Source organism: Flavicella sp. IMCC45537 (assembly GCF_057197705.1).
This window is the reverse complement of sequence record NZ_CM170067.1, coordinates 1,989,753-2,013,320: the sequence shown is the minus strand read 5'-3', so window position 1 is coordinate 2,013,320 and position 23,568 is coordinate 1,989,753. Positions and strand designations below refer to the sequence as shown.

Genomic DNA, 23,568 nt, shown 5'->3' with positions numbered 1-23,568 from the left:
ATGAAAAAAATATTTTTTTTAACCCTAGTTTCTATTCTGTTAAATGGTGTTTATGCACAAAAGCAACCAAATATCATTTGGTTGATGGCTGAGGATATGAGTACAGATTTGGAGTGCTACGGAATGCCAAATGTAAAAACACCTCATTTGAATAAAATGGCTAAAGAGGGAGTGTTATTTAACAATGCCTTTGTTACCAATCCTATTTGCTCTCCGAGTAGATCTTCTATGATGGTAGGGACACATCAAGTAAAAACAAACTCGCAACACCACAGAAGTAATAGAAATGAACCTTTAAATAAACAGTTTTTACCTTTTACAAAATTGTTGAGGGATGCTGGGTATACCTGTGTTTTAGGACATGAAAAAGTCTATACCTATGGTCAAAAAATTGATGTAAATTTTAAGCACGAGGCTGTTGGTCCTTGGGATGGAAAGGAAAAGTTTGGTTTGTTTGATAAAAAGAATAATTTCTCTAAAGAAGATGAGCCGTTTTTTGCGCAAATACAGTTAAAAGTAACACATAGAGGCCCGTGGTGGACAGAAATTAGAGAGAAATCAAAACACCCTGTAAATGCGGAAACACTTAGTTTACCTCCTTATATGGCGGATCATCCGGCAATTAGATTGGATTGGGCAAAATATCTAGATCAAATTGAGTATATGGATGCCGAAGTTGGGATGATCTTCCAAGAGCTTGAGGATAAAGGTATGGCAGAGAATACGATTGTTATTTTTATTGGTGATAATGGAAGGTGCAATATTCGAGGAAAAGGCTATTTACAAGACCCAGGGTTAAGGATTCCTTTAATTATATATAACCCAATGGATGCTAATAGAGGTGTGGTAAGTGACAAAGTAGTTGCTTCTACTGATATAACTGCAACGATTGTGGATTATGCAGGTGTCGAAGTGCCTGAATATATGACAGGACAGCCTATTTTTAAACAAGATTTTGATAGAGAATATGTTTATGGAGCTAGAGACTTATGGGATGAGATTTTAGAAGAGTCAAGGTCTATTACTTCTGCTGATTGGGCTTATATAAGAAATGATAAGCCGGAAATTCCCTACGATGCACATCAAGCTTATCTTGAGTTTTACAGACCTGCAGTTCATATCATGAGAGCTATGCATGCAAAGGGTGAGTTGAATGATTATCAAAAACCGTTTTTTGAGCCTCGAAAGCCTGAGGAAGAATTGTATGATATGAAAAATGATCCGTATCAATTAAATAATTTAGCAAACAATCCAGAATACAAAAAAGTATTGAAAAAGTTACGTAAGGAAACCAAACGATTTGATAAAAAAATGAAACCGGTTAGTGATGTATATGATCCTTTTATAATGAAAGGACCCGCAGTATTAGAATGGTTAGAAAAAGAATTGCCATCTGAGTATGAAAGAATGAAAGCAGGAGAGGAGATTGGTTATAAAAGGATAACAGGTTTGTATAAAAAAGCGCATAAAAATTAAAAAAAGAAGCATTAGAAATAATGCTTCTTTTTTTATTTACTTGATTTTAAATAGACTTAAGTATTTGTTTACGCAAACACACAATAATTAGACGTATAGGGACATGTTGCCTGTTTTAATAGTGTTATTTTGATATAGATGTTCTTTTTAACAAAGACTAATGAGAGATTAAAATATAAAGCATGAAACAATTCACAACCGTAATTTTAAGTTTATTTCTGATTTCTTTTCTTAATATATCTTGTGAGAAAAGTGAAATAAACAAAATAAAAATCAATTCAAATTGGAAATTCAAACTCTTAAAAGAGTCTGAAGTTGCAGATGAAGAATTCTCCAAAAGGGACTTTGATGATTCTAACTGGAAATTGGTGAGTTTACCACATACGGCGCATATAGAACCGTTGGTGGTGAATAACCAATGGCAAGGAATCTGTTGGTATAGAAAAGAATTTAAACCTTCAAAAAGTACAGAGGATAAAAAAATATTTTTAGAATTAGAGGCAGCAATGAACCATTCCCAAATATGGGTAAATGGAGAGCAAGTTGCTGTGCATCAAGGAGGGTATTTACCCGTTGTTGTAGATGTTTCCAAATATATTATAGAAAACCAAAAAAATGTTGTTGCCATTCGTTTAAATAATAGAGATAATGCAATTACAGGACCGAAACCTTTGAAAAAACTGGATTTTAATATGTATGGTGGTTTGTATCGTAATGCGTATTTGAGTTTGAAAGAAAAGGTATATATATCGCATCCAGTGTTAGCAAATAAAGTTGCTGGAGGGGGTATATTTATTACGTCTCCAGTGGTCTCAGAATTGCAATCAACAGTGCAAATAAAAACGCATATAATCAACGAAAAAAAAGAAGCTCAGAATGTATATCTAATCCAGTCTGTATATTTCAAGGATCAACTCGTTTCACAATCGACTTCACAGGATAAAAAGATAGCTTCTAATGGTGATTTTGAATTTGTGGAAGATATTAAAATTGAAAAACCAAAATTATGGTCTCCTAAAAGTCCAAATTTATATCATTTAAAAACAGAGGTGTTTTCAAATGGCGTTGTTGTCGATTCTAAAACAACACGTTTTGGAATAAGGGAATTTACTTTTGATAAAGAAAATAAACTGTACATCAATGGTAAACGCACCTTCTTGAGAGGGGTAAATCGCCATCAAGAGTATCCTTTTGTGGGCTATGCACTTTCTGATAATGCGCAGTATAGAGATGCTAAAAAAATTAAGGATGGTGGTTTTAACTATATTCGTTTGTCCCATTATCCTCAATCACCAGCTTTTATGGATGCTTGTGATGAATTAGGGTTAGTGGTAATAGATGCAATTTTAGGTTGGCAATATTATTTGGACAGTGATATGTTTAGAAAATATTGTTACAATTCTGCAAGAGATTTAATTAGAAGAGATAGAAATAGACCTTCGGTTTTGGCTTGGGAAGTGTCCTTGAATGAAACAAAAATGCCTATTTTCTTTATGGAAGCATTAGATAAAATTGTTCATGAGGAGTATCCAGGTGAAAATGTATACTCTTGTGGTTGGATGAATGATGTGTATGATATTTTCTTGCAAGCACGTCAGCACAGATTATTACATCATTATGATGAAATTCAACCAAAACCCTATTCTGTATCAGAATATGGAGATTGGGAATATTATTCTTCTAATGCCGGTTTGAATCAAGACAAACTTTCTAAAACGAAACGTTTGGAAATGAGCAGCAGACAAGTACTCTCTTCTGGGGAGAAAAATTTATTGCAACAAGCCTATAATTTACAAGAATCTCATAATGACAATATGAACACAGCCGCCTATTCTGATAGTTATTGGGTAATGTATGATTACAACAGAGGATATCACGATGAAATTGAATATTCTGGAATTATGGATATTTTTAGATTGCCGAAATTTGGTTATTACTTTTACCAAAGTCAGAGAGATTTTGAATCTGGTGCGGTGTTAAAAATAGCTTCGTATTGGGATGAAAAATCTTCTACTGATGTTCGTGTGTTTAGTAATTGTGATGAAGTTGCATTGTATTTAAATAACGAACTGATTGCTAGACAAGTTCCAGATAAAAATAAAAACACAACGAATTTATCGCACCCTCCATTTACTTTTAAGTTAGAAAAATTTCAAGCTGGTGAATTAAGAGCAGTAGGGTATGTTGCAGGAAAAGAAATTAAATCTAGTATAGTGAATACACCTAAAAACGCGAGTGCATTGCGCATTCGATTAGATAAAAGTGGTAAGGCACCTCAAGCAAATTCAAATGATGTATTGTTTTTATATATAGATGTATTAGATGAAAATGGAACTATAGTGAATGATTATTTTTCTGAAATTTCTCTTGAATTAAAAGGTGATGCTGAAATTATGAATGTGGGTGAAATTCAAGTAGAGGGTGGTACGGCTTCTGTTTTATTGAGAATAGGTGCTAAGGCTGGGAAAATTAAAATTGATGCGGCAGTAAATGATTTAAAAGCTACATTTGATTTTAAAAGTTTGAATTAGAAAATAATTATGAGAAAAATAGTTTTTATTCTTTTATTTTTTTTGTCTCTAGGTCTAAAGGCAAGAGATATTATAAATTTTAATGAAGGTTGGAAATTTAGTGTTGGAGATATTAAAGGAGCAGAAAAAGCTTATTTTAAAGATGCCTCTTGGCGAGTGCTAGATTTACCTCATGACTGGAGTATTGAAGGAGATTATGATATCAATAATCCTATGGGCGGGCAGTGCGGTTATTTGCCTGCCGGTTTTGGTTGGTATAGAAAAACCATTAGAGTGCCTAAAGAATGGAAAGGGAAACATGTTGAAATTGCTTTTGATGGTGTTTACATGAATAGTACTGTTTGGGCAAATGGTCAACAGTTAGGCGTACGTCCTTATGGTTGGATATCATTTTCGTATGATATTAGTGAGATCGCAAAAGATTCTGAAACTATAACATTTGCCGTTCGTGTAGACAATGATAAGCAACCATCAGCCAGGTGGTATACAGGAAGTGGTATTTATGCAAATACTTGGATTAAAGTGAAAGAATTAATTCACATTCCAACTTCCGGAGTTTTTGTGAAAACAAAAGGAAATTCTATCTCTGTGGAGACTGAGTTATCCAATGTTAGTGATGAAAATCAGAGGCTTAAAATAGTATCATCCGTATATGATGCAAATGGAAAACGTGTTGTAGAAGAAGATCATAAATTCAGACTTAAAAAACATGCATTAGATACAATTCATCAAGAGCTGATAATTGAGAATCCCAAAAAGTGGTCGGTTGAAACCCCTAATTTATATACACTCGTTAGTGAAGTTTATATTGGAAAAAGCTTAGTGGACAAGGTTGAGACTAAATTTGGTATGCGAGATATTGAATGGAAACCAAAAACAGGAATGTGGATCAATGGTAAAAATGTAAAGCTTCAAGGGGTTTGTAATCATCAAGATGCTGGGGCATTAGGTGCCGCAGTACCGGATAAAATATTAAAATATAGAATACAGCAATTAAAAAATATGGGCTGTAATGCAATCCGAACAGCGCATAATCCTCAAACACCACAATTTTATGACATGTGTGATGAAATGGGAATGCTTGTGATGGATGAGATTTTTGATGGGTGGATGAAAAAGGCGGCCAATGATTATGGTGCTCATGCTTTTCAGGATTGGTGGAAAAGGGATTTGTCAGATTGGATAAAAAGAGATAGAAATCATGCGTCAGTAGTCATTTATAGTGTAGGGAATGAAACACACGGTGAAGTAGGTGCGGATTTAGTTAAAACTTGCCACGAGTTGGACGCTACTAGACCTGTAACATCAGGGCATTCAGGATCAGAATATATGGATGTATTTGGGGTGAACGGAAGTAGTGAGAAAATGGGATGGTTTGATACTCTGGAATCCGATCGAGTTTTTATTGGTACTGAAAACACACATACTTGGCAGGTGCGTGGTTTTTATAGAACAAAAACTTGGTATAGAGATGGATATCCAAATAAAAGGCAACAACCATACCAATATCCTGACTTAACAGAAAAAGAGGTTTTTACCTATGATTGGACAGGGGCATCAGGAAAACAAAATTACAAGCAAATTTTCAATTCGAGTTATGACAATGCGATGGTTCGGTTGACTTCTAGACAAAATATTGAGCAATTAAGAGATATTCCAAATTATGCTGGGTCATTTAGGTGGACTGGGCATGATTATATTGGAGAAGCGACTTATGTGCATGGTGGCTGGCCTTTTAAATCTTTTATGGGGGGAGCAATAGATATGGCAAATTTTGAAAAAGATTTGTATTACCTATACCAAAGTCAATGGACTAAAACTCCTATGTTACATGTATTTCCTCATTGGACACATCCAACCATGAAACTGGGTACGGAAATTCCTATTTGGGCTTATACGAATTATGAAGAGCTAGAGTTGTTTTTAAATGATGTTTCTCTTGGTAGAAAAAAGCCAGGCAGTAAATGGAGTGAAATGGCTTGTCAATGGTTGGTTCCTTGGCAACCAGGTGAGTTAAGAATAGTTGCATATGAAGATGGGATAAATGTAAAAGAAAAGCGAATAAAAACAGCAAGTCATCCTTCAAAGATAGCCTTATCAATTGATGGAGAATCGCTGTCTAATGAAAAAAACGATGTAGTTCAAGTTAGGGTAACTACAACTGATTCAAATGGTAATTTTTATCCGTATGGCGAAAATAGAACCGCTTTTTCCGTTATAGGAAATGGGAAGATTCGCGCCCTAGATAATGGAAGCCCAATTGATGTAGAAAAGCATTATGAGGCAAAAGATAGGATTGCATTTTTTGGATTGACAAGAGCTTATGTGGAGTCCACTTCAAATATTGGTGGAATCACCTTATTAGCCAGTTCCATTTTAGGGGAAAAGAGACTGGTAAGTTCAAATATGGTAAGTATTGATGTGCAAACTATTGGCTTACGTGGAGTGAAGGCAGAAGGAAAGTTAAAGGTGTATTATACAATAGATGGGTCAAGACCAAATATGAAGTCTTTTGAGTATAACAAACCATTCCGAGTAGAGGTTGGAACTGTTGTTAAAGCAATTGTTGTATATGGAAGTACAGTTCAGTATTTAGAAGAAAGTTTTGGGAAAGAAGATGGTTTTGTTTGGGATGCAAAAGCTTTAGCCGCGGTTCCTGGTGGAGATCAGGCTGAAGATGCGGCTTATAACGATGCTATTGTATCTTCTAAAGGAAAAGGATTTACAGGTAAGGGATATGTCGATTTTGGTAGAAATAGTGGTGGGTATATTGAATGGTATCAAGAAAATGATGGTAGTGAAGGAGAGTTTGAATTAGAAATTAGATATAGCGCCTTAAATAAAATAAGGAATGAATATAAAGTTTTACTAAGTATCAATGATCAAAGTAAGGAAATCAAGCTTCCGGCTACTGCCAAATATAGAACTGAATGGGGTGTGTTTAAGGTAAAGGTAAATTTAGGGAAAGGTGCAAATACCATTAGGATTACTGCTTTAGAGGATGATGGATTGTCTATTGATGCTTTGAAAGTAAATTGATATACTTGTACCACGAAAAAGAAAAATAATTATTATGATTACATTATTTGTATGTATTGGTATCCTTATAGCAGGATATTTTGTTTATGGAAGATTCGTTGAGAAAACTTTTGGAGCAGATGGAGAAAGAGTAACACCTGCTATAAGTAAACAAGATGGAGTGGATTTTATTCCAATGAAACTTAGTAAGATATTTCTTATTCAGTTTTTAAATATTGCTGGACTAGGACCCATTTTCGGAGCTATTGCAGGAGCGTTATGGGGGCCAGCGGCTTTCCTTTGGATTGTGTTTGGCTCTATTTTCGCGGGATCTGTACATGATTATTTCTCGGGGATGTTGTCAATGAGACATGGTGGACAAAGTATTCCAGAAATTGTGGGAAGGTATTTAGGTCAGGGAGTAAGGCATTTTATGCGTTATTTTTCGGTTGGACTGTTGATAATTGTAGGTGTCGTTTTTGTAAAAGGTCCTGCTTCCATACTTCAAGAACTGACGGGGTTTAATGTTACTATATTAATATCAGGAATTTTTCTTTATTATATTTTAGCAACACTTATCCCTATTGATAAATTGATAGGGAAGATATATCCTATTTTTGGAATGTGTCTATTAGTAATGGCGGTCGGTTTGTTTTTTACTTTGATTTTTGGAGATTATACAGTTCCTGAATTAACTTTAAATGCATTTACTAATATTCACGAAAATCCGGAGAAATATCCATTGTTTCCAATGCTTTTTGTTACTATTGCCTGTGGAGCTATTTCTGGTTTTCACTCTACTCAATCTCCTTTAATGGCGAGATGTATTTCTAATGAATTAGATGGGAAAAAAGTATTTATGGGAGCAATGATTACAGAGGGTATTGTGGCTTTGATATGGGCTGCAGTTGCAATGGCTTTTTTTGGAGGAATAGAGCAATTGGCAGAAACGATGGCAGTGGAAGGACATAATGCAGCATGGGTTGTAAATATTATTTGTAATACGATGTTGGGGAAAATTGGTGGTATTTTGGCAATCTTTGGAGTTGTAGCTGCACCAATTACTTCAGGGGATACAGCTTTTAGAAGTGCCAGGATAACGATTGCGGATTCTTTTAATATTGATCAAGGAAAATTAATTAAGAGATTATACGTCACCATTCCAATGTTTGTGATCGCTTTTGTATTGACAAAGGTGAATTTTGCAATTATTTGGCGATACTTCGGTTGGTCTAATCAGGTATTAGCCACTATCGTATTGTGGGCAGCAACGGTATACATGAAAGATAGAGGAAGTAAATTTATTTTTGTTTTAGTACCTGCTGCTTTTATGACTACCGTTATCATTTCTTATATTCTTGTAGCGTCAGAAGGTTTTGGACTGTCTTATGGTGTATCTGTGGGGGTTGGAATATTGGTTGCTCTTGGCTTGTCGATATGGACAATTCTATCCAAGAAAGAACAAAAGAGACATAAAAAGGTAGCTTGATTGATTAGCAAGTATGAAATTTTTAAATGGTTTTGGTTTTTACTGAAACCATTTTTTTTGTCTTCTAAATAAGAGTTTACGTTTAAGTACATACTTTAGACGTATAAGGACATGTTTCCTTTTGTTTGTGATTATTTTTACGGGAAATAGACTTAAACTAAAGAATAATGAAAAGAATAATTGTTTGTGTTACAATCATGTTTTGTGTTTTAAATATGCAAGCACAAAAGGTAATGAACAAGCCAAATATTGTTGTGTTGATGGCAGATGATATAGGATTAGGAGATATTAGTTTTTATCATAAACAAAGGTCAAAAACCGCTCCAGCTGTTATGACACCAAATATTGATAAACTTATTTCTGAGGGAATGCGCTTTAGCGATGCCCATTCACCAGCCTCACTTTGTGCACCCACAAGGTTCTCTATGATGACAGGGAATTATTCTTACAGGAATCAAAAACCTTATGGAGTTTGGACGGCAAATGCAGATGCTCTCATTGATGTCAACAATTTTACTACCGGGGCCAGGATAGCCAAAGCAGGTGGTTATAATACGGCCTTTTTTGGGAAATGGGGATTTGGTGGCTCATGGGAAAAAGGAAAAAAAGTAGATTATAGAAAGGAAACTGGTGGCGCATTGAGTTATGGATTTGATTATGCGGTAGAATTACCTGAAGGGATTCAAAATAAGCCTTTTGCTTTTTATGAAAACCGCGAATGGATGAAAATAAAACCAAATTCAGTTTTAAAGGAAGTTAATTCGATTCAAAATGGTTATAAATTTTCAAAAAAACATAATGATAGGTCTGGAATAGGGGATTCCAATTGGGACCCTACAGAAGTTGGTGGGATTTTGGTAAGTAAAACAGTGGATTATATCAATAAACAAAAAGAATCAAAACAGCCATTTTTTTTGTATTACTGTAGTCAAGCTGTACATATACCACATACTCCTCCTGCGATGTTAAATGGTCAAAAAGTGGCTGGAACCACACCTGGAGTTCATGGAGATATGATTTACGAATTGGATGTCCAAGTCGGAATGATGATCGAAGCTTTGAAAAAAACTGGAGCTTATGAAAATACGCTTTTCGTTTTTACTTCAGATAATGGAGGTTTGTCTTTTGATCAAAACATGAAAAAAGCGGGACATGACACTAGTAATGGATTAAATGGTAGCAAAGGGTCTATTTATGAGGGAGGTCATAGAGTTCCTTTTATAGCTGTATGGCCTGGGGTTATCAAACCTAATTCTGTATCAAAAGAGCCTGTCGTTGGGCAAGATATGGTGGCTACTATTGCTGCATTGTCTGCTCAGAAACTGGATAAAACGAAAGTATTTGATTCAGCAAATCTACTGCCCTACTTTAAAGGGGAATCTCCTAAAAAGCCTGCACATATTTATTTGATGCATCAGTCTAAAGGAGGTCCAAGTTACGCGATAAGAGATGGGAAGTGGAAACTTATATTGAAGGGGGATAAACCAGGGATTTTAGAAAATTTAGTTCCTGTTGAATTATATGATTTGGAAGCTAATTTATTTGAAGATTCTTCAAGTAATTTAATTGAAGATCCAAAACAGAAAAACAGAATAGAAAAAATGATGAAAAGCTATATTGAGGTGAGAACCTCTAAGATAGCAACAGTTAATTAATAGCTATCAAAGGAATAAATTAGACTAGATGAAAGATAAGAATATTCAGTAATTTACTGTTTGAAAAGGGATATAGATTATGAAAAGAATACATAGATTATTTTTAGTAGGAGTTTTTTTACTCACTGTTTTTCAGGTGTTCAGTCAAACACGTGAAATCACGTCATTTAATGAAAATTGGAAATTTGCTAGATTCGGAAACATGCCAGATGGATCTAAAATTGAAGAACCTGCAGATATGGATGAGGTTGATTATGATGATGCTACCTGGAGAGAACTGAATTTACCACATGATTGGGGAATTGAAGGTCCGTTTAGGGCAGATTTACCTAATCAAACGGGGAAATTGCCTTGGGCTGGAATAGGTTGGTACAGAAAAGAATTTTCAGCATCTGATGCAGATTTAAAGAAAAAAGTATTTGTAGAGTTTGACGGTGCCATGTCTAACACTAGCATTTGGGTGAACGGAGGATATGTAGGTGACTGGGCTTATGGATACTCTTCTTTTGGTTTTGAAATATCTAGGTATTTAAAAGCTGGGAAAAATACAATTGCAGTGAGATTAGATAATAAAGAAAATTCTTCTCGTTGGTATCCTGGAGGTGGGATTTATAGAAATGTGCGATTGGTAAAAACGCAGAGCATCCATGTAGCACAATGGGGAACTTTTGTGACAACTCCAAAAGTTTCATCTTCGGAAGCCTTGGTTAGAATTGAAACCGAAATTTCAGGGGATACTGAAGGGGTGGAAATACTGCATGAGATTTTTAGAAAAGGGGAAACATCTGTAAAAATTGGAGAAGCAAAAGTAGCCTATTATCAACCAAGTATAATAAAAGTTGCAAACCCAGCCTTGTGGGAATTAGAGAATCCAAATTTATATTCGGTTAAAACATCACTTCTTAAAAAAGGTAAAGTAGTAGATGTTTATACTACAGTTTTTGGAATTAGGTCTATAGAATATAACAAAGATGGATTTTTTCTTAATGGCAAAAAGGTTAGAATGAATGGTGTTTGTCAACATCATGACTTGGGACCTTTAGGGGCTGCGGTAAATGTTAGAGCCATTGAGAGACAAATAGAAATTTTGAAATCTTTTGGAGTCAATGCGATAAGAACTTCACATAATCCACCTGCTCCTGAGTTTTTGGATTTGTGTGATAAAATGGGAGTTTTAGTACAAGTAGAAGCTTTTGATGTATGGGGAAAGAAAAAAGTAGATAATGATTATGCTAGATTATTTGGTGCATGGCATGAAAGAGATTTGGTAACAATGGTAAAGAGAGATAGAAACCATCCTTCTGTTGTTATGTGGAGTACAGGAAATGAAATGATTGAATTAAGAGAGGCGAATGATGCTCCAATCGCATCAAAATTAGCAGATATTATTCGTTCAGTAGATACGACACGTCCAACTACATTTGGAAATAGTAGACCAGAAGCTGCTACGAATGGTTTTGAAAAAACTGCAGATGTTTTTGGCTTTAATTATAAACCACATATGTATGAGCAGTTTAGAAAAGAAAACCCTAATCTTCCTTTGTATGGAAGTGAAACGGCTTCTACAATTAGCTCAAGAGGTGAGTACTTTTTTCCTGTGAATTTTGATAATAAAAAAAGTGGAAATGGTGGGTTTTTTCAAGTAAGTAGCTATGACTATTCTGCACCTAATTGGGCCTATAGACCAGATTTGGAATTTGAGGCACAAGATAAATATCCCTGGGTGTTTGGTGAATTTGTTTGGACTGGTTTTGATTATATCGGAGAGCCAACCCCTTACAATAAGGATAAAACTAATTTGTTGAATTTTTCCGATCCTGCTGAAAAGGCAAGGATGAAAGAAGAGTTGGCAAAAATGGGAAAACAAATTCCACCACGAAGTTCTTATTTCGGTATTGTTGACTTATGTGGATTCCCAAAAGATAGATATTATTTATATCAAGCTAAATGGAAACCTGAGTTACCCATGGCGCATATTTTGCCACATTGGAACTGGCCAGAAAGAAATGGAGAGGTTACACCAGTTTTTGTTTATACATCAGGAGATGAAGCTGAATTATTTTTAAATGGAAAATCCTTAGGTAGAAAAAAGAAGGGGGCTTTTGAATACAGGCTCATTTGGAAAGATGTTCTGTACGAAAAAGGTGCGTTAAAAGTGGTGGCATATAAAAACGGAAAAAAATGGGCTTCTGATGAGGTTAAAACAACAGGGAAGTCTAGTAAAATATTGTTAGAGGCAGATCGGGATGTGATTAGCGCTGACGGACAGGATCTTTCTTTTATAACAGTAAAAATAGCCGATAGAAAAGGAGTCATGGTTCCAAGAACTCATAATTCGGTTAGTTATAGTATTTCGGGCCCAGGTGAAATTGTAGCTGTTGGTAATGGAGATCCAACAAATCACGAGTCTTTTCAAGCTACAAAAAGAAAAGTGTTTAATGGAATGGCTTTGGTGGTGATTAGATCAAAGAAAGGAGAAACGGGGAAAATAAAATTAACAGCAGTTTCTAAAGGTTTAAGATCACAAAAATTAATTATTTCTTCGAATTAATTGATTTGAAAAAAAATAAAAAATGAGAACGAGAAAATTTATAGTATTGTTTATAATGGCGTTTGCGGCGGTTGTAAATGCTCAAAAAAAACCAAATGTTTTATTTATTGCTATTGATGACATCAATGATTGGATTGGTCCTTTGGGAGGGAATCCGCAGGCGATTACCCCAAATATGGATCGGTTTTGCGAAAATGGCGCAATGATTTTTAAAAATGCGGTATGTACGGCTCCTATCTGTGGCCCCTCAAGATCCGCAATTTTATCTGGGTTTTTACCAAGCACGTCGGGAATTTATGGTAATGCTCATAATATGATATATTCTGAGGTGGTTCAAAAAAATGCAACACTTCCTGAATATTTTTCAAAAAATGGATATCATACTTTATCTAATGGAAAGATTTTTCACAAACATGGTACCTCCAATGGAAAAACAGATTTTGGGGCTTGGGCTTACGATGAATTTGCAAGAGGAAGAAGGTATAACAATGATAAAGCAGATCCTAAATTTTTAACGGCATCGAAATCAGGAGTAATAAATGGTGTAAAGAAACCTGAGTTCATATCAAAACAAAGTAAATTAAGTTGGGGACCAACAAAAGATTCTTTTGATGAAACAGTTGATTACGCGGTTGCGGATTGGGCAGTGAATCAATTACAACGAGAATTTGACAAACCATTTTTTATGTCGGTTGGTTTTATCAAACCTCATTTGCCTTGGTTTGTGCCTCAGGAGTTTTTTGACATGTATGATTTAGATAAAATCAAAGCACCTATTGTGGATGAAACGGATTTGAATGACATTAAAACTCCGAAAGGAAAGCAAGCTTTTCAACCAACAGGTGAATACAAATGGGTGAAAAAAAATGGTTTAGAAAAAGAGGCAACAAGGGCTTATTTGGCAAGTATTTCTTTTGCAGATAGATGTCTTGGTTTGGTGATGGATGCACTTGAGAAAAGTGGCCATGCTGATAATACAATTGTGATGATTTGGGGAGATCATGGATGGCATTTGGGAGAGAAACAAAGGTATCTAAAAAACACACTTTGGGCCGAGGTTGTTCATACTCCTTTACTGGTAAAATTGCCAGGTATGAAAAAACCAATTTTAGCAGATCAAACGGTTTCATTAGTAGATATGTATCCTACTTTAGTGAGTTTGTGTAATCTTCCTGAAAAGAAAAATATTGAAGGTCATGATTTTTCAAAAATTCTGAAGGATGTTAACTCCAATTGGGAGCACCCAGGGATTACTATATCATCATCTGGTACTTCTGTATTAAGTTCAAAATATCATTATATCAATTATTTATCGGGGACTGAAGAATTGTATGATGTAAAAAAGGATCCATTAGAAAAAAGGAACCTTATTAAAGAAAAAAAGTATCGAAAAGAGGTTGAGAAGTTAAAAGTATATGTTCCTAAAGACAGAAAGTTGGCCTCGAAAAAACATGACCCTAAACCTAAAAATTATGTTGATGCTGACCAAGATGAAACCATCAAGGAAAGTAGAAATTTAAAGGAATTGGACTAGGGTTTGTAGTAATAATAACAATAATAATCAATAAATTATATAATGAATTATACATTTTTTAAATCAAGGTTTTCAATGGCAATGTTTGTTGTTGCTATTATTAATATAGGTTGTTCCTCTTCATCAACCTCTAAAAAGGGAGAAATTAAAAAACCTAATATTTTATGGATTATAGCGGAAGATTTATCGCCTTTTATGGGCTGTTATGGTGATTCTATAAATGCTGGCCATACCCCCGTTATAGATCAGCTAGCGGGAGATGGTGTTTTGTTTAAAAGGGCTTATGCTACGGCTCCTGTTTGTTCAGCTAGTAGGTCAGCAATGATTACAGGTATGATGCAGACTACAACAGGAACACATAATCATCGTTCAAGCAGATACACAAATGGAGAGCTTGTTCCGGAAGCGTTAAGGATTAAATTACCTAAAGGAATGAAGACCATTCCTGAATTGATGAAAGAAGCAGGGTATTTTACATTTAATAGTGGGAAGGATGATTATAATTTTCATTATGATAGAAGAGCTTTGTATAGCACAGGAACGGAAGAGAATTACGTTGCTGGGATGAATGGTTGGCAAGGTAATTTTGCCGTTGATTATATGTCTTATACAGTTGGTAATTGGTCTGATAGACAAGATAAGGATCAGCCTTGGTTTGGTCAAATGCAATTGATGGGGGGTAAAAAAGATTCTAAATATGTTAGAAAAGGAGAAAGGTTAGCAACTAATGATGTTCCTTTACCACCTTATTTTCCAAATATTGAATCCCAAAGAAAAGCTTGGACCGATCACTATAATGCAAATCGTGGTTCCGACGTGAAAGTAGAAGAATTATTAGCTCAATTAAAAGCCGATGGCGAATTAGAGAATACGATTATATTTTTCTTTTCTGATCATGGAAGTAATACTTCTTTAAGACACAAACAATTTTGTTATGAAGGTGGAATGTTAGTTCCATTGATGATCAAAGGGAATTTTCCAGGTTTAAAGGCTGGTCAGGTAAGAGAGGATTTGGTTTCTTTGTTGGATGTTTCTGCAACAACGTTAGCAATGGCTGGAGCTGAAATGCCTGCGTATTTGGATGGTAGAGATTTGTTCGCTACTGATTTAAAAGAGGAGGATTATATCATTGGGGCAAGAGATAGATGTGATTATACAATTGATAGGATACGAACTGTAGTTTCTAAAGATTTTAGATATATAAAAAACTACTTTCCAGAAAGACCGATGATGCAAGCTGGTTATAGAGATAAAAAAGCAATTGTTAAAGACTTGAAGAAATTGCATGCTGAAGGGAAACTTACCCCTTATCAAGATGCACATTGGTTTGGTGTAAAACCTGTAGAAGAATTGTATGATTTAAAAAATGATGTTCATCAAATGAATAATTTGGCACAAGATGCAACTTATGCTGTAATATTAAAGGAGCACAGAAAGGTGTTAGAGGATTGGGAGCAGAAAACTGATGATCAAGGTCAATACCCTGAAGCATCCGTTCAATTGAAAGCAACTTTTGATTTTTGGAAAGACAGACCGAGATTTAAAAATGCAAAAATAAATCCTGAGTACGATCAGTTTAAATGATTAAAAAAAAAAAAAACCTGAATCTTATGATTCAGGTTTTTTTTTAGATCGCTCCAATATATGTTTCTAGACTTGAATTAGAATCCAAACCTATTTTTTTTCGAATTCTATATCTTGATGTATGAACACTTTGGAGTGAAATATTTAGAAACTTAGACATTTCATGACTGTTGAAGTTTAACTTTATTAATGCACAATGTTTTAATTCAGTAGCTGATAAATTTGGGTGCATTTTGCATAAGGATTCATAAAAGTGATTGTTAACTTCAGTGAATCTGAGGTTAAACTCTTCCCATGAATTATCAGTGCCCTTGGCATACTTGTTAGAAAGAGAACGATATTCTTTTGGATTTGATTTTTTTATAATATTTAAGAGTGTTTGAACAGCTTCTTCCTTTTCAATCATTTTTAATGCATGGGCCGTCAATTCTTTACTTTTTACTTCTAATACAGCATTCGTTTTGTCTTGATCATGTTGTCTGATAAGGGAAAGGTTTTTTATTTTTTCTTTTTGATAATAAAAAATATAGGCTCCAATCACTAACAGGATGATAAAGATAAATACAGAAAAAGCCCTAATAAGCTTGGTTTTGTTTTTCTTAAGGTTCTCTTGCTGCTTTTCAATTAATTTTTTGTTTTGCGCCAACTCATGCGCGTATTTGTTTTTTATTTCGAAGAGTCTTTGATTGTTGTTGCTCGTAATGCTAAATAGTTTTTCTGAACTTTCTTTCGAGGCTTGGATGTAGCTTATGGCTTCTTTTAGATTCCCTTTTAAAATATAAATATCTGCCGTTTTCTGAAGAATTTCAGGTCTTTTCTCTTTATGCATTTGCAGCTTTTCTTGAAGTGCTAAACTTTTTTTGTAATAGAAAAGAGCTTTATCATATTCCTTATTTAGTTTTTTAAGGTCGCCTAAGAACATTAGATTCACGATTCGATAGGGAGTTTCTTTTTGTTTATGCAGAGCTAGGGCTTTGGAAAGAAGTTCTTCAGCCTTATCTAACCTTCCTCGCTTCATATAGCAATAACCTTTGTCGGTCATAACATAAGGCAAAGCTCTTGTTTTTTCTGCAACTATTTCACAAGAATCAATATATTTCAAGCAAAGGTCATAATTGCCTCTTTGGCGATAAAAAGATGCCAAGCTAAAGTAAGAGGAAATCAATTCGTGTAATTTTCCTTTCTTTTTTTTGTTTACTATTTTAGAAATCTCAAGAGAAGTTTTTAAATGTTTTAGCGCCAGAGAATCTTTATTATACAAATCATATAGATGTCCTAAATTTCTATGAACTAATAAAAGAGTAGAGTTGTGCCCAATTTTATCCGTGAGCAACATAGCGTCCCACAAGGCATCATATGCCAAATCGTATTGTCCAGTAAACGTGTATAGGTCACTTTTTTTATGAAGTAATCTTGCAATAAGTAAAGTGTCGTTCTTTTTTTTAGCAATATTCATTTCCAATTCAACAGAATTCACTGTCGTCAAATGATTAAGATTGCTGTTACTTGTTAAGTTTTTTCTAAGTCCTGTTGTGAGTCCTTGACTAGTACCCTTATGATCGATCTCAGATTGTGAAAAAATCAGCGTTTTAAATAATAATAAAAAATAAAGTAGCGAAGTTTGTCTAAGCAGTGTCATATATTTCATCTTCCAAAGATAAGAAATATCAGATGTATTTAGGGTGGTTTTTAATTATGCAAGCGATTTTATGAGTGCTTAACTGTCAGATATTCTGTGTGTTCTGTTTGTTTCTGTTGAGTTGATTTCTAGGGGGTTTAATTTTTTTGAATAGTATTTGACTATTGCTTTTTGCGGTTGTTTTTGATTAAAGAATTATTTTTTTTACAGGTTTTATTTTTTGAACTCGGTTTTTATGGAATTTTTCTTAGGTAGTAAAGTGTAGAAATAAGACGAAAATTGGTGTTTAAAAACGCATGAAATTAAAAAACGTTAGAAACTGTTTTCTTAAGGATGAATTGGGTTCAGTTTTTTATCAGTATGAATGTGTGAATCATATGGTTTTATTAAGGCTACAGAGGATTTATGATAGTTGATATACCAAATTGCTTATGTAACTTGTGACTACTTATGAATAATTATAGAATTAGGTTATGAAATATCATGCGATCAGGACAAGATTTACTTTAGTAGCATTTCTTGTTTTTTTTATTAATTATGGCTTTTCTCAAATTCAAGTTGTTGAGAATCCAAGGAGTTATAAAACTGTAAAAACGGTTCAGTGGGAAGTGAATGATCTTGTGTTTCTTTGTAAAGAAGAACTTGAGAATCCTTTTGAGAAAAATGTAATCGCTATTGTTGATGATGGAGTGAAAACGCAAAAAGTACCCCTGTTTTACAATGGTAAAAAATCATGGGTGTTAAGGTATTCAAGTGGAACAGTAGGTGAAAAAACATTTCGAATAGATTCCGAAATAAAAGAGCTTCATGGTAAACGAGGAAAGTTTGATGTACGGGAAAATATTAAAACTGACAGACATGGTGGTATTGTGAAAAACCATCAAGACCCGAGACATTTTTATTATGAGGATGGAACTCATTATTTTAATCTCGCTTTTGAATGTGATTGGCTTTTTGCTTTAGATTATGGGAAAAAGGAAATTCCAAAAACGAAACATCTTTTAAACTTGATAAAACAAAATGGATTCAATCAAGTTGTGATGAATGTATATGCCTATGATCCTGATTTGGATTGGGTAAAAGATGAAAATCTTGCAGAACATCCAGAACATAATTATGGTGCCAGAGAAGATATTTTTCCCTTTTTAGGTTCTAATACATCGCCAGATTATTCTTCTTTAAATGTTGATTTTTTCAAGCATTTTGATAAAGTTATTTCAGAATTACATCATAATGAAATTGTAAGTCATTTGATGATTTATGTCTGGAATAAACAAGTGGCGTGGCCAAAAGCAGGTTCAGACGCTGATAATAGATATTATGATTATGTAATTAAAAGATATCAAGCTTTTCCGAATGTTATCTGGGATGTATCGAAAGAGGCTGCCAATAAAATAGCTATCCAACAGAATAAAAATATTGTAGAACATATTGAAGAGCGTATTGATCGTACTAGAGATTTGGATGGTTTTAATAGACTAGTCTCGGTGCATGATTATGGATTTTGTAAAAATCATAAGGATAAAGTTGATTTTATTTCTACCCAAGACTGGAAATTATCATTACATGAAAGTATGCTAAAAGTGTATAAGAATTTTCCTTTGAAGCCCGTTTTCAATATTGAACACGGGGGGTATGAGGCATCACCTTACAACGTTTTTCCCGGCGGGTTTTCAAATGCAGAAATTTGTTTACGTAGAAATTATCTGTGTCTGTTTGCAGGGGTTTATACTACTTATTATTGGCAGGCAGCGGCATGGAGTGCTGTGATTCATAATCCGTATGAGCAGCCAGAAAATATAGTTAGGCCAAGGTTTGATTATTTTAAAAATATGAAATCTCTTTTTGATACGGTTCATTTTGAGAATTTTGAGCCCATAACAAAATACAATAGCAGGTCTTATGTATTGCTAAACCGAAAGGAAGGTGCAGTAATGCAATATATGCCGAAAGAAGTTCACTCTGATGATATCAAGCGCTTGTTAAATAATGAGTTCAATTACGAGAATGCCACCTGGCAATGGTTCAATACTATAACGGGTGAGTTTACAGAGGTAGTCTCCTTAGAATTTAAACATAAATATGGTTTTTGGGATGAACGTCCTTGGAGAAATGAGGCTGATGCTATCTTAATTATTAGAAATTTAAAATAAACATAAATAAAGTCAATACCCTCTTGGTATTGCATTCTAAATACGAATAAAATGAAATTTAAAATGTCCCTCGCGCTTACGTTTGTTGTAAGTTTATTATGTGTGCAATCTGTCGTGTTTGCAAAAAAAACACCAAAACCTAATGTAGTAGTTATTTATTTAGACGATTTAGGTTATGGTGATCTAAGCGCCTATGGAGCAACAGAATTGCATACGCCAAATATGGATGTATTAGCGGATGAGGGTGTTAAATTCAGAAATGGTTATGCAACCTCTGCAACATGCACTCCAAGTAGATATGGATTGTTAACTGGAGTATATCCATGGAGAAACCCTAAAGCAAAAATATTGCCAGGTTCTGCACCATTGATTATTACTACAAAACAAGAAACGTTGCCTAAAATGTTTAAAAAAGCTGGGTATCAAACCGCTATTGTAGGAAAATGGCATTTAGGATTAGGTGCTGGTGATGTAAACTGGAATGAACACATTACTCCTGGGCCTAATGAGGTTGGATTTGATGATGCCTATATATTAGCGGCAACACAAGACAGAACACCAACGGTTTATATAAAAAATGGTAGAGTTGATGGTTTAGATCCAAAGGATCCTATTTCTGTAAGTTATAACAAAAATTTCGAGGGAGAGCCAACAGGTAAAGACAATCCAGAACTAACCACTATGAAATGGCATCATGGGCATAATAATAGCATTGTAAATGGAATCCCAAGAATTGGATACATGAAAGGTGGTGAAGCGGCAAAATGGAGTGATGTAGATATGGCTGATCATTTCTTAGGTAAAGCTCAACAGTATGTCAGAAATCATAAAGAAAAACCATTCTTTTTATATTATGCATTGCAACAACCTCACGTGCCAAGAACACCGCATCCAAGATTTGTCGGTAAATCAGGAATGGGGCCTAGAGGGGATGTGATTTTAGAAGCCGATTTTATGATTGGTGAATTTATGAAAACATTGAAGGAAGAAGGTGTTCTGGAAAATACCCTCATAATTTTTTCAAGTGATAACGGTCCTGTTTTACAAGATGGATATTATGATGACGCCATTGAGAAATTAGGAAAACATACACCTGCTGGTGTGCTAAGAGGTGGAAAGTATAGTTTATTTGATGCTGGGACTAGAGTTCCGTTTATGGTTTATTGGAAAGGTACGATAAAACCAAAGGTTTCTGATGCATTGGTGTGTCAGATTGATTTATTAGCCTCCTTAGCGCATCTTGTTGAGGTTGAAGTTGAAGCTACAGATAGCCAGGATGTTTTATCCGCATTGGTGGGGAAAAGTAAAAAAGGAAGAAAAGACTTGGTTTTAGAGGCAGGATCCAAAACATCTTATAGAACCGGTGATTGGGTGATGATTCCTCCTTATAAAGGAGCCAAAATGAGTTGGCATTCATTTGTGGAAACGGGAGTTACAACGGAATATCAATTGTATAATTTAAAAAATGATCCAAGTCAGAAACATAATTTAGCGACTGAAAATCCTAAAAAATTAGCAGAGTTATTGAAAAAATTTGAAGCGATTCGAGGTACGGAATATTCTAATATTAAAAAGTAATTAAAATGAGACTGTATTTTTTTCTTTTGGTGTTGTTTTCTTTTCAAAGCGTTATTGTTGCCCAGAAAAACACTTATAAACCTTTTAGTAATTCAAAAATAGAGACAGAAGTTGAGGCTTTAATGGCTAAAATGACCTTAGAGGAAAAAATTGCTCAAGTAACAGGTACTAGAATTCGTGAATTGATGGTAGATGGCAAAATTTCCTTAGAAAAATGTCGGGAACATATTCCATATGGAATTGGGCATTTTTGTCAGTTTTCTACAGGACAAGCTTTGGAGCCAGAAGCTTTAAGGGATTTAGTGCGTCAAGTTCAGCAGTATCTAGTCACTGAAACAGCAAATAAAATACCTGCTATTTTTCATGAAGAGGCCATTACGGGATTTGCAACTTTGGGTGCAACCACGTTTCCACAGCAAATAGGAATCGGATGTTCATGGAATCCTGAGTTAGTAGAAAGAAATACAAATTCTACTAGGATTAGTATGCGTGCTGCAGGGGCTACTTTTGCTTTATCTCCAATGTTGGATTTAAGTAGAACAGCTCACTGGAATAGGCATCAAGAGAGTTATGGAGAGGATGCTTATTTGACCGCCAGAATGGGTGTTGCTTTTGTACAGGGATTGCAAGGAGAAGATCTTTCTACAGGGGTAGCTGCAACCGTAAAACATTTTGCTGGATATGGTACCAAAAACAATGATGTTAAAACTTTATATGAAGAATATTTGATGCCACATGAAGCCTGTATAAAAGTGGCAGGTGCAAAAAGTGTAATGCCATCTTATGGAATCTATAAATCATTACCTATTTCAGTAAATCCAACAATGCTAGATCAGATGTTACGAAGGGAAATTGGTTTTGATGGATTGGTGGTGAGTGATTATGGTGCAATTACGATGGTGTATAAAAAATACAAACAAGCTCCAGACTTAATGACAGCTGGCGCAATGGCGATCAACGCCGGAACAGATATTGAATTGTCGTCGCCAACAACTTTCCCATTTTTATCGCAAGCAATAAAGAAAGGTTTGATCACTGAGGAAACCATTGATATAGCGGTTAAAAGATCATTGACTATGAAGTATAGGTTAGGTTTGTTAGAAAGAAATCCAAAAATTGGAACCGATGGCCCTTTAGATTTTGATCCGCCAGAAAACAGGATGCTAGCATATGAAGCGGCGTGTCAATCCATTGTTTTGTTGAAAAATAACGGTGTTTTACCCTTGAAAAAAAATCTTAAAAAAATTGCGTTGGTTGGACCAAATGCAGCAACTGTTCAGGGATTGTTGGGCGATTATACTTATCAAGCCATGCGAGCTTTTTGGAAAGGAGAGCAATTTGATGCCTTGAATCCGAAATTAGTGACCTTAAAAGAAGGTTTGGAGGATAGGATAGGTAACGATGTAGAAATTATGCATGAGCGTGGTTGTGATTGGAGTGCTAGTTTAGAAGCTAAAATTGACAAAGATGGATATGGAGATAGTCGTTTAGGTAAATTGAAATTATTGACAGTTCAAGGGCTTCCACAACCAAATTTAGAGTATGCTTTAAAGATTGCTAAGGAAAGCGATGTTATCATTGCTGCAGTTGGTGAAAATATATCTTTAAACGGTGAAGGAAGGAGTAGAAAGGGAATAGGATTACCAGGGGATCAGGAGGCTTTTGTAGAAAAACTTCTTGCTACAGGAAAACCGGTAATACTGGTTTTATTCGGAGGTAGACAACAAGTAATAGATAAAATAGAAGGTAGATGTGCTGCGATATTGAATGCCTGGTTTCCTGGAGAAGAAGGAGGAAATGCAATTACTGATATATTAATAGGTGAAGTAAATCCTTCTGCAAAGTTATGTGTTACTTATCCTAATTCTCAAGACAGAGTGGAGGTGAATTACCAAAATGGGTATCAGTCAGGAAATATACCATTGTATCCATTTGGGTATGGTTTGTCTTACACTAATTATGCATATGCAGACTTTAAAATTGAAGCTAAAGCAAAAACAAATAGTGATCGTTTTTCAGTTTCTTTTACAGTTCAGAATACTGGAGCCATAGATGGAGAAGAAATAGTTCAATTATATGTGTCACCGAAAGAAAAGAATACAACAATGAAACCAATTCAATTAAAAGGTTTTCAAAGAGTGTATTTAAAAGTAGGTGAAAAGAAAAAAGTAGTTTTTAAAGTTGCGCCACAACAGTTGGCTCAATATAAAAACAATAGATGGATTGTTGAGGAGGGAAGGTATACTTTTAAGGCGGGAGCATCCTCAACGGATTTAAAACTGAAAGGAGATATAAAATTAACAGGAGGTGATTTTGTTCTAGAGAAAGGAAGAGAAGTCTTTTTCTCTAAATCGAATTAA

The 23,568-nt window shown here is 34.7% G+C and carries 12 protein-coding genes; 11 read left to right on the top strand and 1 reads right to left on the bottom strand.

Features of this window, described 5'->3' with window-relative positions; all coding sequences use genetic code 11:
- The 8 genes from AC2DGP_RS08315 to AC2DGP_RS08280 all read left to right on the top strand — a co-directional run bounded on the left by AC2DGP_RS08315 (position 1) and on the right by AC2DGP_RS08280 (position 15,838).
- Complete coding sequence (locus tag AC2DGP_RS08315) at positions 1 to 1,476, top strand: sulfatase family protein (RefSeq protein ID WP_484489602.1); 1,476 nt, start codon at positions 1 to 3, stop codon at positions 1,474 to 1,476.
- A 182-nt stretch (positions 1,477 to 1,658) separates the two neighbouring features.
- Entirely contained in the window at positions 1,659 to 4,007 is a 2,349-nt protein-coding gene (locus AC2DGP_RS08310; protein ID WP_484489601.1) for a glycoside hydrolase family 2 protein, read from the top strand.
- A gap of 9 nt (positions 4,008 to 4,016) precedes the next feature.
- Positions 4,017 to 7,046, top strand: coding sequence for a glycoside hydrolase family 2 TIM barrel-domain containing protein (locus tag AC2DGP_RS08305; RefSeq protein WP_484489600.1), 3,030 nt, complete (start codon positions 4,017 to 4,019; stop codon positions 7,044 to 7,046).
- Between the two features lie 34 nt (positions 7,047 to 7,080).
- Positions 7,081 to 8,514 carry a carbon starvation CstA family protein gene (locus AC2DGP_RS08300; RefSeq protein ID WP_484489599.1) on the top strand — a complete coding sequence of 478 codons (1,434 nt, stop codon included), beginning with the start codon at positions 7,081 to 7,083 and terminating at the stop codon, positions 8,512 to 8,514.
- A 167-nt stretch (positions 8,515 to 8,681) separates the two neighbouring features.
- The gene (locus AC2DGP_RS08295) at positions 8,682 to 10,169 is read left to right on the top strand and encodes a sulfatase family protein (RefSeq protein WP_484489598.1); all 1,488 of its coding nucleotides are present in this window, start codon (positions 8,682 to 8,684) and stop codon (positions 10,167 to 10,169) included.
- Positions 10,170 to 10,248: 79 nt separating this feature from the next.
- Positions 10,249 to 12,720, top strand: a complete 2,472-nt coding sequence (galB, locus tag AC2DGP_RS08290) for a beta-galactosidase GalB (RefSeq protein ID WP_484489597.1) — start codon at positions 10,249 to 10,251, stop codon at positions 12,718 to 12,720.
- Positions 12,721 to 12,742: 22 nt separating this feature from the next.
- Positions 12,743 to 14,254, top strand: a complete 1,512-nt coding sequence (locus tag AC2DGP_RS08285) for a sulfatase (protein ID WP_484489596.1) — start codon at positions 12,743 to 12,745, stop codon at positions 14,252 to 14,254.
- Positions 14,255 to 14,296: 42 nt separating this feature from the next.
- The gene (locus AC2DGP_RS08280) at positions 14,297 to 15,838 is read left to right on the top strand and encodes a sulfatase family protein (protein ID WP_484489595.1); all 1,542 of its coding nucleotides are present in this window, start codon (positions 14,297 to 14,299) and stop codon (positions 15,836 to 15,838) included.
- A 43-nt stretch (positions 15,839 to 15,881) separates the two neighbouring features.
- On the opposite strand, the gene AC2DGP_RS08275 is transcribed toward AC2DGP_RS08280, so the two are convergent.
- Entirely contained in the window at positions 15,882 to 17,477 is a 1,596-nt protein-coding gene (locus AC2DGP_RS08275) for a tetratricopeptide repeat protein (protein WP_484489594.1), read from the bottom strand.
- Between the two features lie 473 nt (positions 17,478 to 17,950).
- On the opposite strand from AC2DGP_RS08275, the gene AC2DGP_RS08270 reads away from it, so the two are divergent.
- The 3 genes from AC2DGP_RS08270 to AC2DGP_RS08260 are packed head-to-tail and all read left to right on the top strand — an operon-like array spanning position 17,951 to position 23,568.
- Positions 17,951 to 19,630: an apiosidase-like domain-containing protein gene (locus AC2DGP_RS08270; protein ID WP_484489593.1), complete on the top strand. Its 1,680-nt coding sequence runs from the start codon at positions 17,951 to 17,953 to the stop codon at positions 19,628 to 19,630.
- Between the two features lie 51 nt (positions 19,631 to 19,681).
- Complete coding sequence (locus AC2DGP_RS08265; protein ID WP_484489592.1) at positions 19,682 to 21,208, top strand: sulfatase family protein; 1,527 nt, start codon at positions 19,682 to 19,684, stop codon at positions 21,206 to 21,208.
- 5 nt (positions 21,209 to 21,213) lie between these two features.
- On the top strand, positions 21,214 to 23,568 hold the full coding sequence (locus AC2DGP_RS08260) for a glycoside hydrolase family 3 N-terminal domain-containing protein (RefSeq protein WP_484489591.1): 2,355 nt from the start codon (positions 21,214 to 21,216) through the stop codon (positions 23,566 to 23,568).

Coding starts and splice junctions, on each gene's coding strand:
- AC2DGP_RS08260 (WP_484489591.1), top strand. CDS start 21,214: ATGAGACTGTATTTTTTTCTTTTGGTGTTGTTTTCTTTTCAAAGCGTT.
- AC2DGP_RS08295 (WP_484489598.1), top strand. CDS start 8,682: ATGAAAAGAATAATTGTTTGTGTTACAATCATGTTTTGTGTTTTAAAT.
- galB (WP_484489597.1), top strand. CDS start 10,249: ATGAAAAGAATACATAGATTATTTTTAGTAGGAGTTTTTTTACTCACT.
- AC2DGP_RS08270 (WP_484489593.1), top strand. CDS start 17,951: ATGAAATATCATGCGATCAGGACAAGATTTACTTTAGTAGCATTTCTT.
- AC2DGP_RS08275 (WP_484489594.1), bottom strand. CDS start 17,477: ATGACACTGCTTAGACAAACTTCGCTACTTTATTTTTTATTATTATTT.
- AC2DGP_RS08285 (WP_484489596.1), top strand. CDS start 12,743: ATGAGAACGAGAAAATTTATAGTATTGTTTATAATGGCGTTTGCGGCG.
- AC2DGP_RS08280 (WP_484489595.1), top strand. CDS start 14,297: ATGAATTATACATTTTTTAAATCAAGGTTTTCAATGGCAATGTTTGTT.
- AC2DGP_RS08310 (WP_484489601.1), top strand. CDS start 1,659: ATGAAACAATTCACAACCGTAATTTTAAGTTTATTTCTGATTTCTTTT.
- AC2DGP_RS08305 (WP_484489600.1), top strand. CDS start 4,017: ATGAGAAAAATAGTTTTTATTCTTTTATTTTTTTTGTCTCTAGGTCTA.
- AC2DGP_RS08265 (WP_484489592.1), top strand. CDS start 19,682: ATGAAATTTAAAATGTCCCTCGCGCTTACGTTTGTTGTAAGTTTATTA.
- AC2DGP_RS08315 (WP_484489602.1), top strand. CDS start 1: ATGAAAAAAATATTTTTTTTAACCCTAGTTTCTATTCTGTTAAATGGT.
- AC2DGP_RS08300 (WP_484489599.1), top strand. CDS start 7,081: ATGATTACATTATTTGTATGTATTGGTATCCTTATAGCAGGATATTTT.